The 14,717-nt window shown below is 54.8% G+C and carries 14 protein-coding genes; 5 read left to right on the top strand and 9 right to left on the bottom strand.

The genetic code is table 11. The features are described 5' to 3' along the window. Positions 1 to 96 precede the first annotated feature (96 nt). Complete coding sequence (locus E0L16_RS20845) at positions 97 to 888, top strand: AraC family transcriptional regulator (protein ID WP_107535147.1); 792 nt, start codon at positions 97 to 99, stop codon at positions 886 to 888. Here the strand turns inward: E0L16_RS20845 and E0L16_RS20840 are convergent. From E0L16_RS20840 to E0L16_RS20830, 3 genes are all read right to left on the bottom strand, one after another. Continuing rightward, the gene (locus tag E0L16_RS20840) at positions 872 to 1,318 is read right to left on the bottom strand and encodes a DUF441 domain-containing protein (RefSeq protein WP_063449023.1); all 447 of its coding nucleotides are present in this window, start codon (positions 1,316 to 1,318) and stop codon (positions 872 to 874) included. The genes E0L16_RS20845 and E0L16_RS20840 overlap by 17 nt on opposite strands. Before the next feature lie 106 nt (positions 1,319 to 1,424). Next, a complete protein-coding gene (locus E0L16_RS20835) occupies positions 1,425 to 3,461 on the bottom strand; it encodes a glycoside hydrolase family 31 protein (RefSeq protein ID WP_131638137.1) in 2,037 nt (678 codons plus the stop codon). Positions 3,462 to 3,476: 15 nt separating this feature from the next. After that, positions 3,477 to 4,808 (bottom strand): glycoside-pentoside-hexuronide (GPH):cation symporter, encoded by a 1,332-nt coding sequence (locus tag E0L16_RS20830; protein WP_131638135.1) that lies wholly within the window; start codon positions 4,806 to 4,808, stop codon positions 3,477 to 3,479. Between the two features lie 145 nt (positions 4,809 to 4,953). On the opposite strand from E0L16_RS20830, the gene E0L16_RS22080 reads away from it, so the two are divergent. Further along, positions 4,954 to 5,094 (top strand): hypothetical protein, encoded by a 141-nt coding sequence (locus tag E0L16_RS22080; protein WP_165498432.1) that lies wholly within the window; start codon positions 4,954 to 4,956, stop codon positions 5,092 to 5,094. Positions 5,095 to 5,114: 20 nt separating this feature from the next. Here E0L16_RS22080 and E0L16_RS20825 read toward each other — a convergent pair whose 3' ends face one another. The 3 genes from E0L16_RS20825 to yeaG form a co-directional block, all read right to left on the bottom strand. Then, a complete protein-coding gene (locus E0L16_RS20825; RefSeq protein ID WP_063449454.1) occupies positions 5,115 to 5,615 on the bottom strand; it encodes a YbaK/prolyl-tRNA synthetase associated domain-containing protein in 501 nt (166 codons plus the stop codon). Positions 5,616 to 5,714: 99 nt separating this feature from the next. Further along, a complete protein-coding gene (locus E0L16_RS20820) occupies positions 5,715 to 6,998 on the bottom strand; it encodes a YeaH/YhbH family protein (RefSeq protein ID WP_063449020.1) in 1,284 nt (427 codons plus the stop codon). Positions 6,999 to 7,066: 68 nt separating this feature from the next. Then, positions 7,067 to 9,001, bottom strand: a complete 1,935-nt coding sequence (gene yeaG, locus E0L16_RS20815) for a protein kinase YeaG (protein WP_063449019.1) — start codon at positions 8,999 to 9,001, stop codon at positions 7,067 to 7,069. 432 nt (positions 9,002 to 9,433) lie between these two features. Here yeaG and E0L16_RS20810 point away from each other — a divergent pair, with 432 nt between their 5' ends. After that, positions 9,434 to 10,180, top strand: a complete 747-nt coding sequence (locus E0L16_RS20810; RefSeq protein WP_063866429.1) for a MipA/OmpV family protein — start codon at positions 9,434 to 9,436, stop codon at positions 10,178 to 10,180. 48 nt (positions 10,181 to 10,228) lie between these two features. Here E0L16_RS20810 and E0L16_RS20805 read toward each other — a convergent pair whose 3' ends face one another. Together E0L16_RS20805 and gapA are read right to left on the bottom strand one after the other, a co-directional pair. Then, a complete protein-coding gene (locus E0L16_RS20805; protein WP_131638133.1) occupies positions 10,229 to 11,119 on the bottom strand; it encodes a D-hexose-6-phosphate mutarotase in 891 nt (296 codons plus the stop codon). A 75-nt stretch (positions 11,120 to 11,194) separates the two neighbouring features. After that, entirely contained in the window at positions 11,195 to 12,190 is a 996-nt protein-coding gene (gene gapA / locus E0L16_RS20800; protein WP_006809136.1) for a glyceraldehyde-3-phosphate dehydrogenase, read from the bottom strand. A 341-nt stretch (positions 12,191 to 12,531) separates the two neighbouring features. On the opposite strand from gapA, the gene msrB reads away from it, so the two are divergent. Both msrB and E0L16_RS20790 read left to right on the top strand, forming a co-directional pair. Next, positions 12,532 to 12,945 carry a peptide-methionine (R)-S-oxide reductase MsrB gene (msrB, locus tag E0L16_RS20795; RefSeq protein ID WP_022647790.1) on the top strand — a complete coding sequence of 138 codons (414 nt, stop codon included), beginning with the start codon at positions 12,532 to 12,534 and terminating at the stop codon, positions 12,943 to 12,945. 56 nt (positions 12,946 to 13,001) lie between these two features. Continuing rightward, positions 13,002 to 13,265 carry a YeaC family protein gene (locus tag E0L16_RS20790; protein ID WP_226842097.1) on the top strand — a complete coding sequence of 88 codons (264 nt, stop codon included), beginning with the start codon at positions 13,002 to 13,004 and terminating at the stop codon, positions 13,263 to 13,265. A 48-nt stretch (positions 13,266 to 13,313) separates the two neighbouring features. Here E0L16_RS20790 and chiD read toward each other — a convergent pair whose 3' ends face one another. Continuing rightward, positions 13,314 to 14,570, bottom strand: coding sequence for a chitinase ChiD (gene chiD, locus E0L16_RS20785; protein WP_131638131.1), 1,257 nt, complete (start codon positions 14,568 to 14,570; stop codon positions 13,314 to 13,316). Positions 14,571 to 14,717: the final 147 nt, after the last annotated feature.

Genomic DNA, 14,717 nt, shown 5'->3' with positions numbered 1-14,717 from the left:
TGTCTCTTACGTTCAGGCGAGCGCATACAATACCGATTTAAGTCGTGGTTGAAATCAGGCTAAAATGACAGTTTATCGCTAATATCGGACAACTTTATGTACGGACTGGGGCTCGACGGCTACGATCCCGACAGCCAGCACGATGCGGCGGTGGCTTTTCGCATCCGCGTGGTGGCACAAGAACAATTTATTCCGCTTCATCAGCACCGCAAAGGGCAGCTGATTATGGCGCTGGGTGGGGCGATAACCTGCGAAGTGGAAAACGCGATGCTGATGGTGCCGCCCCAGTATGCGGTGTGGATCCCGGGTCAAACGCCGCACAGCAACAGGGCGACGCCCGGCGCGCAGCTCTGCCTGCTGTTTATTGAACCCGGCGCGCTCGACCTGCCGGCGCGTACCTGTACGCTGAAAATATCGCCCCTGGTGCGGGAGCTGGTGCTGGCGCTCGCGGACAGGTCGCGGGAAGAACTGCCGCTTCCCGCGACTGGCCGACTGGTTGACGTCCTGTTTGACGAACTGCCCCTGCAACCGCAGGAGCATCTCCAGCTGCCGGTTTCTCCGCATCCGAAAATTCGCCTGATGAGTGAGACCATGGCAAATGAGCCTGCCGCCTGGCAGACGCTGGCCCAGTGGGCCAGCCACTTTGCCATGAGCGAGCGCAATCTGGCACGGCTGGTGGTGAAAGAGACCGGGTTAAGCTTTCGCCGCTGGCGACACCAGCTCCAGCTGATTGTCGCGTTGCAGTTTTTGATCGGCGGGAAGTCAGTACAGCAGGCGGCGCAGGCGCTGGGGTATGACTCCACCACCGCCTTTATCACCATGTTTAAGAAAGGGCTGGGGCAGACGCCCGCCCGCTATATCGCCAGCCTGACTACGACTTCCCGATAAACAGCGAAACCAGCCCGGCAGCAATCAGCGGGCCAACCGGCACGCCACGAAACAGCGCCACGCCCAGCACGGTGCCCACCAGCAGGCCGGCCACCAGTGAGGGCTGGCTGCTCATCAGCGTCACGCCGCGTCCGCCAAGCCAGGAGACAAAAACGCCCACCGCAATCGCCACCAGCGATTTCCAGTTCACAAAGGAGTGCAGCAGCGTTGAGGCCGGCAGCGTTCCGCTGGCAATCGGTGCCATCACGCCGATGGTCAAAATAATGATCCCGATGGTTAGCCCCTGTTTTTCAATCCACGGGAAGAAGGTGTTTAGCGGCGTAACGCGAACGATGATCAGTACCAGAATGGAAATCGCGACGGTAGTGTTGTGGCTGATAAAACCCAAAGCAGCCAGGGCCAGAAGTATAAGCAGAGTAGGGTCGAGCATGACGGGATCCTTGCCAAAAATAGTAAGCCTGCTTACTTTACGCGCAAACGCGACGGCAGGCAGGCTTTAGTGAAAAAATTGTCTATTTTTGGGCGCTTGCCTGAAGTCAGTTCACCAGTTTCGGGATAAGCGGACTCCCGTCGCGGATAAACACCGGGATGGTTTCCAGCGTCGCGGGCACCCGGATATGCTCCCCGCCGGGGTAGCGTTCGCCGTTAAGGGCGACCCAGCTATTGCCATTCGGTAACCAGACATCGCGCTCACGCTGACCGGCCTGCATAACCGGCGCCACAAGAAGATCTTCGCCAAACAGATACTGATCTTCACACGCCCAGCTCTGCTTATCCTGCGGATAGTGCCAGAACAGCGGACGCATTAGCGGGTCTCCGTGCAGATGCGCCTGCTGGTACAGCGCGTCAATATACGGGCGCAGGGTTTCGCGCACGGTAAGCCAGTGCTGCATGATGGCGTAATTCTCTTCTCCGTAACTCCACAGCTCATTAGGCGAACCGCTGTTACATTGAGGAATACCGTCCCGATAGCGCTCCGGGGGCTGGATCTGCGGCTCGCGATAGCCGTGCATGCGCAGAACCGGCGTAAACACCGCCCACTGGAACCAGCGGATCAGCAATTCGTGGAACGCCGGGTCGTTGACATTCCCTCCCTGGAAGCCGCCGATATCGGTAGTCCACCACGGGATCCCCGCCAGCCCCATATTCAGTCCGGCGGCGAGCTGATTGCGAAAAGCATGGAACGAAGAGTGGACATCACCCGACCACGCCAGCACGCCATAGCGCTGGCTGCCTGCCCAGGCGCAGCGTACCAGGTTAACTATCTCAGTTTCACCGTTTGCCTGTAGCCCATCGTAAAAGCCCTGCGCAAAATCGCGCGGGTAGCGGTTGCCCACTTCCAGCACCGGACCGGCGTGGTAGCGATAGTTATCAAAATCATAGGCGCGGTACTCCGGTTCCGCTTCGTCGAGCCAGAACAGTTTGATGCCCAAATCGTAATAATTTCGCTTCACCGTATCCCAGACAAACTCGCGCGCTTCGGGATGCGTGGCGTCAAAGAACGTCGTATTGCCCATAAAATCGAGGTTAACCTGCACGCCGCGTTCACTGCTGACAAGCCACCCTTTGGCTTTCATCTGCGGGTAGAGGGGGCTGCGCGCCTCTACCGTTGGCCACACCGACACCATCAGCGCAATACCCATTTCGCGCAGCTCATCGACCATTGCTTTAGGATCGGGCCAGTCCACGGGATCGAAGCACCAGGTGCCCTGATTCGGCCAATGGAAAAAGTCGATGACCATGACCGACAGCGGCAGGTTACGGCGGCGATACTCCCGCGCGACCTCCAGCACCTCCTGCTGGGTGCGGTATCGCAATTTACACTGCCACAGCCCGCTGATAAAAGCAGGGGCTGCCGGGGGCATACCGGTGGCTTTCACATACTGGCGGGTGATCTCCGCCACCGTGTCAGCGGCGGTGATCCAGTAGTCCATTTCACCTGTGACCCGGGCGCGCCATTCCGTCTGGTTTTTAGCAAAGCTGGCTTCGCCAATCGCCGGGTTGTTCCACAGCAGGCCATAGCCAAGGCTGGACTGCATAAAGGGGACGCTTGCCTGGGAGTTGCGCTGCGCCAGTTCCAGCGTGCAGCCTTTCAGATCCAGCCACGGCTGTTGATACTGACCCATGCCATAGAGGCGTTCTTCCGGACGCGATTCAAACCGGACGGTGAGCTGATATTTGCCGCCCATCAGCGGCTTAAATTCGCGGCCATCCAGCTTCAGGGCGCTGACGTATTTATCCTGACTTTTCTCGCTGGCACCGATACCGACCGTAGAACGCTGGCGCCACATCTCCTCCAGCAGCAGCTCACCGCGCTGATTGTAAAAGGCCAGCTGACCCTTAAGGTTCAGCCTCGCGGTGATATTGCCGTTGCGCAGCGTCAGGCTTTCCGCTTCGGCGATGATTTCAGCCTCGCAAGGTGTAGCGGGTAACAGCGCCTGCAAGGCTTCATCGAACGTCGGGGAACAGGTGGCCCTGACGCGCAGGCTGTTTTTCCCCCAGGGTTCAATACGCAGGATCTGACGTTCAAAACGCCACTCGATACTGTTGGAATGTTGAATCAGCTCACTCATGGATAACGCGTCCTTCTAAACGGGGTGTTTGGCGAGATGGATAGACTGCATAGTGCTGTCGTCGAGCTTGTACCAGCGCAGCGTGGCAAACGCGCAGAGCGACAAGATGCCAGGCACGAGAGTGAAGAGGGCAATGATGCAGTACATCGCCGTGGTGGTCTGTTCCGGGGCATTGGCCACATAGCCGCTTAAGCCCAGCGTCCAGCCAACAATCGCGCCGCTGATTGCCATCCCCAGCTTGAGAACGGCGAGGAAGGTGGAGAAGATCACGCCGTCCATGCGTTTGCCCTGTTTCCATTCGCCGTAGTCGGCGACGTCTGCCATCATCACCCACATCAGCGTGGTGGTGGCCTGGTAAAGGGTGGAGACGATGAACGTCATAGGTACCAGAATCAGCACCGACTTAGGCGCAAAGAACAGGGCGATACTGAGTACTCCCGCCAGCACGGAACAGTAGCCAAACATCTGCACTTTACTCACGTTCTGCGTCAGACGTTTAGCCAGCGCGCTGCCTGCGGCTTTTCCGAGAATATGCGCGCCGAGCATCCACATAAAATAGCTCGCGCTACCGAGATAATACGTGACGAAATACATCATTGCGCCAAGGCGAATAACGCCAAAACCAATGTTGGTTATTACCAGTACGGCGACAACACGCCATTGGTCGTTTCGTAATAAATCCCTTAGTTCCGCAAGATAATTATTGTGGGTGGCGGGAGCCTTAATACGCTCGCGCGTATTGGCGAAGCAGATCCAGAACATGACGACCGCAACGGTCGCCATAATGGCCATCGCCCAGCGGTAGCCCAGCAATTTATCGTCGCCGCCTAAAAATTCTGCCAGCGGCATCATAAAGAATGTCGACAGCGCGCCGCCCAGCGTGGCCAGGAAAAAGCGATAAGACTGGAGGGAAATTCGCGCATCGTTGTCAGGGGTAATTACCGCGCCCATAGAGCAATAGGGGATATTAATCGCGGTATACATCAGCATCATCAGGGTATAGCTGACGGTCGCGAAAATCATTTTACCATGTAGATCGAGCGACTCCGGTACGGCGTAGGTCAGCAGACAGCTGGCCCCAAAGGGCAGCGCCAGCCACAGCATCCACGGGCGGAATTTGCCCCAGCGTGTGCGCGTCCTGTCGGCGATATAGCCCATCGCCGGGTCTATGATGGCATCGGCGGTTCTCGCCAGAAGAAACATGGTGCCCACGAATGCCGCAGGCAGTCCCACCACGTCCGTATAGTAAAACGTCAGAAAAATAATGACGTTATCCAGCCCAATATGGCTCGCCATATCGCCTAACCCATAACTGATTTTTTCTTTACGGGTAATTATTTCGGTCATTGTATTCACCTTGCCAGTGTAAGGTTTATTTATGAGGTGCTCCGTTATCAGAGTTAACCATGATGAAAAGGTTAACAATTGCGAGATCTGGCATCGGGGTTACGTTAATTTCTTTTCGTGATACCGGTAACAAATAAATCATATAATGAGTGACTTTACGCAGCGGAGCATATTTCGCTCAGAATCGTTTCAGCGGCAAAATAGTCATTTTAATGATGCATCGCTGTCATTTGGTGGGGGTAAAAAAGGGGTGATCGCGTCCGTACTGCTGCTGGAAAACGGCTGACCGTTAGCCAGCCTCTGTATTTATTGTTTCCGGAAGGTCACAAGCTCAGGACGGGCGATGCGCAGATAGTCCTGGGTATCCATAATCACCGACTTTTCCAGCAGGCCAGCGTTAAAGGCGATCTCGTCGAAACGCTCAAACAGCAGCGGATCGGCGACCAGCGTCAGATCCGGATGAAAGCTGAACGGGGGAATGGCGCCGAAAACGCAGCCGGTCAGGGCATCAACTTCCGCCGGACTGGCGAGAGAGGCCTTCAGCCCACCGAAATGGCGGGCAAGCAGGCTCAGATCGGCCTGACGATCGGCGGCGAGGATAGCCAGAATATGTTTCTTTACGCCGTTGCCTTTTACCTTGCAGACCAGCGCTTTTGCACCCTGCCGAATATCGGTCCCGCGAATTTCACTGACCGCTTCGCATTTGCCAACGGCCTCATGCTCCATCACGCGAAAGCGCGCACCCTGTTCGGTTAATAAGCTGATAAGCTGCTGATGGGTCGTCGTCCCAGTCACGTCACCAGACATAATGAATTCACCTGTGATTTGCCAATACGCAGCTTGCTACCTTAGCACGGGACGGAGAGGGCTGAAAGAAAACAGCCAGCGGGAGCGCTGGCTGTTGGGTCATGCATTGCTGGTGGACGATTGTTTCTGGAACAGTTCCCGGAAGACCGGATAGATGTCATCCTGGTCACGAATGTGCTGCATCGCGAAGTTATCGAACATCGCTTGCAGATGCTCATATTCACGCCACAGCGTCTGGTGGGCGCGACGGGTAATTTCAATGTAGCTGTAGTAACGCACCACCGGCAGGATCTTCTTCGCCAGAATTTCATGACACAGCGGCGAGTCATCCGCCCAGTTATCACCATCCGATGCCTGCGCGGCATAGATGTTCCACTGTGCCGGATCGTAGCGCTCCTTCACCACCTCATCCATCAGCTTCAGGGCGCTCGACACGATGGTGCCACCGGTCTCCTGCGAGTAGAAGAACTCATGTTCATCCACCTCTTTTGCCTGAGTATGATGGCGAATATAGACCACCTCCACGTTCTTATAGGTTCTGCTCAGGAACAGATAGAGCAGAATATAAAAACGCTTAGCCATATCCTTCGTCGCCTGATCCATCGAGCCTGATACGTCCATCAGGCAGAACATCACTGCCTGGCTGGACGGCTCCGGACGTTTTTCGTAGTTCTTGTAGCGCAGGTCAAAGGTGTCGATAAACGGTACCCGGTCTATCTTCGCCCGCAGTTCGGCAATCTCTTTACGCAGGCGCTCCTCTTCCAGCAGCTGCGCCGGTTCCGTGTTCTCCACCACCTTCAGGCTGGTTTCCAGCTCGCGCAGTTCGCGCCGTTTACCCGCCGTCATCGCCGTACGTCGCGCCAGCGAGTTTTGCAGGGAACGCACGACGCTGATGTTGGCGGGCACGCCGTTTGCGGTATAGCCCGCGCGATGGGTTTTATATTCATTGAGCTGGCGGTGCTGATTCTTTTTCAGATTCGGCAGGGCCAGATCTTCGAACAGCAGGTCGAGATACTCGTCTTTGGATATCTGGAAGACGAACTCATCCTGGCCTTCACCGTCCTGGCTGGCCTGTCCCTGACCGCTGCCAGAACCGCCGCCTCCGCCTTGTGGCCGCTCGATTCTGTCATTCTGGACGAAGTGGTCATTTCCTGGGTGCACGCGATGGCGAAGACCGCCACGCCCCTGATGAAACATCGGTTCGCTGATGTCATCGTTGGGGATGGAGACGGATTCGCCGCTGTCGACGTCGGTCACCGAGCGTTTGTTGATGGCCTCGGAGATCGACTGTTTAATTTGCGATTTATAACGGCGCAAGAAGCGCTGGCGATTCACCGTGCTCTTGTTTTTGCCGTTAAGACGCCGGTCAATAAACCAGGTCATATATCCCCCGTACTGCATTTGCCAACTTTCAGCGGCCCGGTCAGCAAAGGCGCTGCCGGGCACTTGTGTTAAGACGATTTGCGCACGCGCAGATACCATTCGCAGAGCAGGCGGACCTGTTTGCGGGTATAGCCTTTCTCCATCATACGGTCGACAAAATCGTCGTGCTTTTTCTGCTCGTCGGTGGAGGTTTTGGCGTTAAACGAGATGACCGGCAACAGCTCTTCCGTGTTGGAGAACATTTTCTTCTCGATAACCGTGCGCAGTTTTTCGTAGCTGGTCCAGTTTGGATTGCGGCCGTTGTTATGCGCTCTGGCGCGCAGCACAAAGTTCACAATCTCGTTTCGGAAGTCTTTCGGGTTGCTGATCCCGGCCGGCTTCTCGATTTTTTCCAGCTCCGCGTTCAGGGACTCACGGTCAAACAGCTGGCCGGTGTCCGGGTCGCGGTACTCCTGATCCTGGATCCAGAAGTCAGCGTAGGTGACGTAGCGGTCAAAGATGTTCTGGCCGTATTCGGAATAGGATTCCAGGTAGGCGGTCTGGATCTCTTTCCCAATGAACTCGGCGTATTTCGGGATCAGGTAGCCTTTCAGGAACTCCAGGTAGCGTTCAGCCTGCTCTTGCGGGAACTGCTCGCGTTCAATCTGCTGTTCCAGCACGTAGAACAGGTGGACCGGGTTAGCGGCCACTTCCGCGTGGTCGAAGTTGAAGACCCGGGAGAGGATCTTAAACGCAAAACGCGTCGACAGGCCGTTCATCCCTTCGTCGACCCCGGCGTAATCGCGGTATTCCTGGTACGATTTCGCTTTCGGGTCGGTATCTTTCAGGCTTTCCCCGTCATACACGCGCATTTTCGAGTAGATGCTGGAGTTTTCCGGCTCTTTCAGGCGCGACAGGATCGAGAAGCGCGACAGCGTTTCCAGGGTTCCCGGCGCGCAAGGGGCATGCATTAGCTCACTGTGGTTGAGCAGTTTTTCATAAATCTTGATCTCTTCGGAGATCCGCAGGCAATAAGGCACTTTGACGATATAGACTCGGTCAAGGAACGCCTCATTGTTTTTGTTGTTTCGGAAGGTTACCCACTCAGATTCGTTCGAGTGAGCGAGGATAATCCCGTTAAACGGCAGGGCGGAGATACCTTCCGTCCCGTTGTAGTTGCCTTCCTGCGTGGCGGTCAGCAGCGGATGCAGCACTTTAATCGGTGCTTTAAACATCTCGACAAATTCCATAATCCCCTGGTTGGCGCGGCACAGCGCACCGGAATAACCGTAGGCATCCGGATCGTTTTGCGCGTGATGTTCCAGCTTACGGATATCAACTTTACCCACCAGCGCCGAGATATCCTGGTTGTTCTCGTCACCGGGCTCGGTTTTGGCGATGGCGATCTGCTCAAGAATGGATGGCCAGACCTTCACGACGCGGAATTTGGTGATATCCCCACCAAACTCATGCAGACGTTTTGCCGCCCACGGCGACATGATGGTGCCGAGATAGCGGTGCGGAATGCCAAACTCTTTATCCAGAATCTGCGCATCCTCCTGCGGGTTAAACAGGCACAGCGGATGGTCATTCACCGGGCTGCGCTCGCCGTTGGCGCTCAGGACGTAGATCGGCACGCGCTGCATCAGCGCCTTCAGCCGTTCAGCCAGGGAGGATTTACCCCCGCCGACAGGACCCAGCAGATAAAGGATTTGCTTCTTCTCTTCCAGCCCCTGAGCGGCATGCTTCAGGTAGGAGACGATCTGCTCGATGGCGTCTTCCATGCCGTAGAACTCTTCAAACGCCGGGTATCGGGCGACCACCCGATTCGAAAATAGACGGGAAAGCCGTGGCTCCAGGGCAGTATCGACCATGTTTGGCTCACCGATAGCCATTAATAGCCGTTCTGCCGCATTGGCATAGGCACTGCGATCTTGCCGACAAATGGTAAGAAACTCCTGCAGTGTGAACTCTTCGTCCTTGGCAGCTTCATAGCGCTGGCGATAGTGATCGAATATATTCATGGCATGCCGTCCTTTCGTTTTTTAGCACAGGATAAGAGCCGTTCGTATGAGTAGTGGAGGCTCCCGGAAGAGAATTTTTCGCACCTCACCTCCAGAGCAGCAACCTGTGTGCCAGGTCGAAGGCTATGAACCGCAGGGTGTTCAGCAAAACCTCTTCTTAAATTAAAGCGTAGATGGCAATTGCAAAACTTGCATACGCATAAAATCTACTTTCAATGACATATCAATAACTCATCCAAAAATTTCCACTGTGGTTATAAGCGAAAAGGGGGTTTTTCATTTAGCGTTCACAAAAATGAAAGCGGGTTGTCATCTGAAAAATGAAAAATAACGGGTTAATCAAACGGATTAGCGCGCAAAAAATTTTGGGATGTACGGGAATGGCGGTTACACTTCACCCGCTGATTATTTGACTACAGGAAAGAATGGATTGTGACCAAACTCAAACTTCTGGCATTGGGCATCCTTGCCGCGACCGCAGCGAGCACCGTACAGGCTGAGAGCCAGTGGACTGTTGGCGCGGGTGCTGGCGTGATCAACAGCCCGTACAAGCAGTATGACCGCGACGTTTATCCTGTCCCCGTTGTCACCTATGAAGGCGATAACTTCTGGTTCCGTGGATTGGGCGGCGGCTACTATCTGTGGAACGATACGGCCGATAAGCTCTCCATCATGGCCTATTACGATCCAACGCACTTTAAACCAGGCGACAGCGACAGCAATGCGCTTCGCCAGCTGGACAAGCGCAGAAGCTCGCTGATGGCGGGGCTTTCATACGTGCATAACACCCAGTATGGCTTCCTGCGCACGGCGCTGGCGGGCGATACCCTGGACAACAGCAACGGCTTCATCTGGGATCTGGCGTGGCTTTATCGCTATACCAACGGCGCGGTGACCCTGACGCCGGGTATCGGTGTGCAGTACAGCAGCGAGAATTACAATGACTACTACTATGGCGTGTCTAAGGCTGAGTCTCGCCGCAGTGGTCTGAATAGCTACAGCGCTGATGATGGCTGGGATCCGTACCTGGAACTCACCGCCTCCTATAACTTCCTCGGCGACTGGAACGTGTACGGCACTGGCCGTTATATCCGTCTGAGCGACGAAGTGAAGGACAGCCCGATGGTCGACAAGTCCTGGTCCGGCATTTTCTCCGTGGGTGTGACCTACAAGTTCTGATTTGGACGTTATCTATTAAACGGGGCGCTTGCGCCCCGTTTGTTTTTGTTATGCCTGACGTTTCACAATCTTGATCGTCTGGCCTAAGCGGGACGGTTTTTCTTCGCTGGTTTTCTGCGGCGCAGTCACACACGCGGTTTCCACACACACGAAGGTTTTGTAACCGTCGTCCGGGATGTCCGCCATGCTGACGGAAAGGGCCGGGCCCGGGTTCCAGCCGACCACGTTGCTGTGGTGGTGGTGAACCACTTCAATACCGCGGTTCAGCGCGCTGTCGTGGATCACGCTACAGGCTTCCGGGTGCAGGTAAACGCGGTCGGTACGATCAGGGAAGCTCTGCACGCCATCGTCCAGCTTGCCTTCTTTTGCGTTATTCACTTTGTCGATGAAGGTATCGCCCAGTCCGCTCACCTTAACGGCCTGGATGTCGCCTACGTTGAAATAGGTGTGCAGCGCGGAGGTGGTTTCGAATTCGCCGTGCGCTTCCAGCTCAATTTCGCAGGTTTTACCCAGCTTGAAGCGGGCATACAGAGTGAACTCGTGTGGCCACAGGGCGCGTGTTTCATCGTTCGCCTGGAGCTCAAAGGTCAACACCGCGCCGTTATCATCTTCGTTATGCGCCTTCAGCGTCCACTGCTGGTTACGGGCGAAACCGTGAGACGGTAAACCCTGCTGCGCTGACGGGCCAAACCATGGCCAGCAGATCGGTACGCCGCCACGGATCGCCGCCCCTTTTTTGAACGAGGTGGCATCGCTCAGCCACAGGCCTTCTTCTTCGCCTTCTGGTTTCCAGGAGAGCAGGTGGGCGCCATTGAGCGCTACGGAGGCTTTAACGCGCGGATGATCGACGACGATGAGATCGGCACCGTCAATCTGACGGCGGGAGAGCACAGGGGTAAGTTGTTCGACTACCGGAAGTGCAAAAATTTTATTAATCATTAAGCAATCCTCTGTCTAAAAAACAATAAAAAAGGCGACCGAAGTCGCCTTTTAAGATCAAGCACTCATCTCAACTTATTTGGAGATGTGAGCGATCAGGTCCAGTACTTTGTTAGAGTAGCCAGTTTCGTTGTCGTACCAGGAAACCAGTTTCACGAAGTTGTCGTTCAGTGCGATACCTGCTTTAGCATCGAACACGGAAGTGCACACTTCGCCGTTGAAATCGGTAGATACAACGTCGTCTTCGGTGTAACCCAGAACGCCTTTCATTGGGCCTTCGGAAGCAGCTTTGATTGCTTTCTTAATTTCTTCGTAAGAAGCAGCTTTTTCCAGACGAACGGTCAGGTCAACAACGGATACGTTAGGAGTTGGAACGCGGAACGCCATACCAGTCAGTTTGCCATTCAGTTCTGGCAGTACTTTACCTACTGCTTTAGCAGCACCGGTCGAAGATGGGATGATGTTCTGAGCCGCGCCACGGCCGCCGCGCCAGTCTTTGTGAGACGGGCCATCAACGGTTTTCTGAGTAGCGGTGGTAGCGTGAACGGTAGTCATCAGACCTTCGATGATGCCGAAGTTGTCGTTGATAACTTTAGCCAGCGGTGCCAGGCAGTTGGTGGTGCAGGATGCGTTGGAAACGATGTCCTGGCCAGCGTAAGTTTCGAAGTTTGCACCACGAACGAACATTGGGGTGTTGTCTTTGGATGGACCAGTCAGAACAACTTTCTTCGCGCCCGCAGTGATGTGTTTACGTGCAGTTTCGTCGGTAAGGAAGATACCGGTCGCTTCAGCTACAACGTCAACACCGATTTCGTTCCATTTCAGGTTAGCTGGGTCTTTCTCAGCAGTAACGCGGATGGTTTTGCCGTTAACAACCAGGTGGCCGTCTTTCACTTCAACGGTGCCGTCGAAACGACCGTGAGTTGAGTCGTACTTCAGCATGTACGCCATGTATTCAGCGTCCAGGAGATCGTTGATACCAACGATTTCGATGTCAGAACGTTTCTGAGCAGCACGGAAGACAATACGGCCGATACGGCCAAAACCGTTGATACCTACTTTGATAGTCATATATTCCACCAGCTATTTGTTAGTGAATAAAAGGTTGCCTGTAAAATTACAAAAACCTTACGCAGCGTCAAGCGGAATCGTGTCAATCATTGCGACAAATCAATCCTGTGACTAACGTTTGTGCGACTGACTCGCCTCACTTTCCCTTTGAGCTAGCAACCACATGGGGGCTGCGCCCGGAATTTTAAAGGCCTCACAGGATGAAAATGTGAAATTGATCACAATTGCCCGACCGCCTTTTCGCGACACATAAGTTTAGAACAAAAGTGCACGCGCGGGTGTTAATGTTTTGTTAGAATCTGGGTTAAAAGATGTCTGTTTCAACAGCGAGATGTAAGCATATGTCGAACCAACATAACCCCGACGATCTGAAAAAAAACCTGACAGAGATGCAGTTTTACGTGACGCAAAATCACGGCACAGAACCGCCGTTTACCGGGCGTCTGCTGCACAATAAGCGGGAAGGCGTCTACCATTGCCTGGTGTGTGATGCACCGCTGTTTAACTCCCAGACTAAATATGATTCTGGCTGCGGCTGGCCGAGCTTTTACGAGCCTGTCAGCGACGATGCGATCCGCTACCTAACGGACTCCTCGCACGGCATGGTGCGTACCGAAATTCGTTGCGGAAACTGTGACGCCCATCTCGGGCACGTTTTTCCGGACGGCCCGCAGCCGACAGGGGAGCGTTTCTGCGTCAATTCGGCGTCAATGAGCTTTACCGATGACGAAAACGGCGACCAGACCAAAGGTTGAAAAAACGATTCAGCAAATTATTCCTTTGAAAGGGAGAGATCGTGAATATTGATGACATGATTGCAGGCATGACCCCGGAGGTGTATCAGCGTCTGGTGACGGCCGTTGAGCTGGGAAAATGGCCGGACGGCGTGGCGCTGACCCCGGAGCAAAAAGAGAACAGCTTGCAGCTGGTGATGCTGTGGCAGGCGCGTAACAATACCGACGCACAGCACATGACCATCGACACGCAAGGCCAGATGGTGATGAAGAGCAAGCGCGAGCTGAAAGAAGAGTTTGGCATTACGCCAAAGCCGATTGCGACGATGAAAATGCAATAACGGTGCGGGTTGATGCCCTCACCCACAGGGAGAGGGCTTGATGTCGTACTACTTATGCGGGATCCCGAGCGACTCCGCCAGCTGCTTCGCTAACTGGTTGTTGTCGTCCGCGCCATACTCCCAGAACATGGCGCCTGCGAGTCCTTTCTCCTTGATGTAATCCGCTTTGATCGCCACGGAACGCGGGTTCTCATAGGAGATCGCAAACAGCGCCTTCCCGTCGGCGGATTTTACCGACAGCCACGGCACCTTCGCCCGATCGTCCCAGTGCTCGGTAAAGCGTTTCTGCGGATCGTTCAACAGCTTGCTGACGATATCATTGTATTTCACATAGGTATCTTTGGTCAGATCGTAGCCAAGCGATTTAAACAGGCCAATTTCCTGCGGACCGAAGTAGGGCTGGGTCACCGGATTGTTTTGCGCGTCCGGTTTGCTCCAGTCGATGCCCGGTTCAACGGCGCGCTTCGGTACGCGACCGTAAAAACCGATCCCGAGGTTCATCTGCTGCGGCTTAAGCCCGGCGGCCAGGTAGTTATTGACTACAAAATCGACGCTGTATTTATCGGCCTCGGCCACCGTTGGCCAGGCGCTGGAGTCATACAGATTGGCGTTGAAATACTGCGTCCCGTACGCCATGTCGTAGGTCATCAGGTTGATGTAGTCGAGCAGGGGGGCAATGGCCTTCACGTCCACCCAGCTTTTCGGGCTTTCCGCATTCGCGCCCACCGCAATCGTGACCAGCTTCTTCTGACCAAACGCGTCACGCAGCTCTTTTAACAGCGCGGTAAAATTATCCCTGTCGGCAGGGTTACTCTCGACCAGTCCCCACGCGCCGTTGACCGGGAATTCCCAGTCAAGATCGATCCCGTCCAGGCCGTATTTATTGACGATCTCCTGCGCGGAGCGAATAAACACCGCGCGGCTCTCCTGGGTTGCCGCTGCGCCAGAAAAACCGCGCGCGCCCCAGCCGCCCACGGACAGCAGGACTTTCAGGTTCGGGTTTTGTTTACGAAGCTGAGGAATTAACGCCAGGTCGGATGCCACTTTCGGGGATAACCAGATTTGATGCAGCTTCGCCGGATCTTTCAGCGCGGCGTTAGTTTCGTCTTTCTCGTTGTTATAGATCAGACCAAACGAGTAGTTCAGGTGGGTGATCTGGCGAACGTCGAGTTTATTGATATCGCCACCCGGTCCGGCGGTCACATCGCCACCGCCATTGAAGTAGCCCACGGACATCAGGGGCGCGGCGTAAGCAACCGACGCGCAAAGCAAGGGTAATGCTGCCAGCAAGGGCAAACGTTTCATATAAGATCCTCTTTGACTAAAAATAACCACGCCACAGAAAAAGGCGTGGCGAAAAAACAGCCTGAAGAGGATAGCATTGCCGCTTCGCCTGTGATGCGAGGGAGTTCACTTTATGGAGATTGGGGGAGAAATGCCGGGTGGCGCTGC

The organism is Enterobacter quasihormaechei, from assembly GCF_004331385.1.
GTDB lineage: Bacteria > Pseudomonadota > Gammaproteobacteria > Enterobacterales > Enterobacteriaceae > Enterobacter > Enterobacter quasihormaechei.
This window is presented reverse-complemented; position numbering and strand designations above follow the sequence as displayed.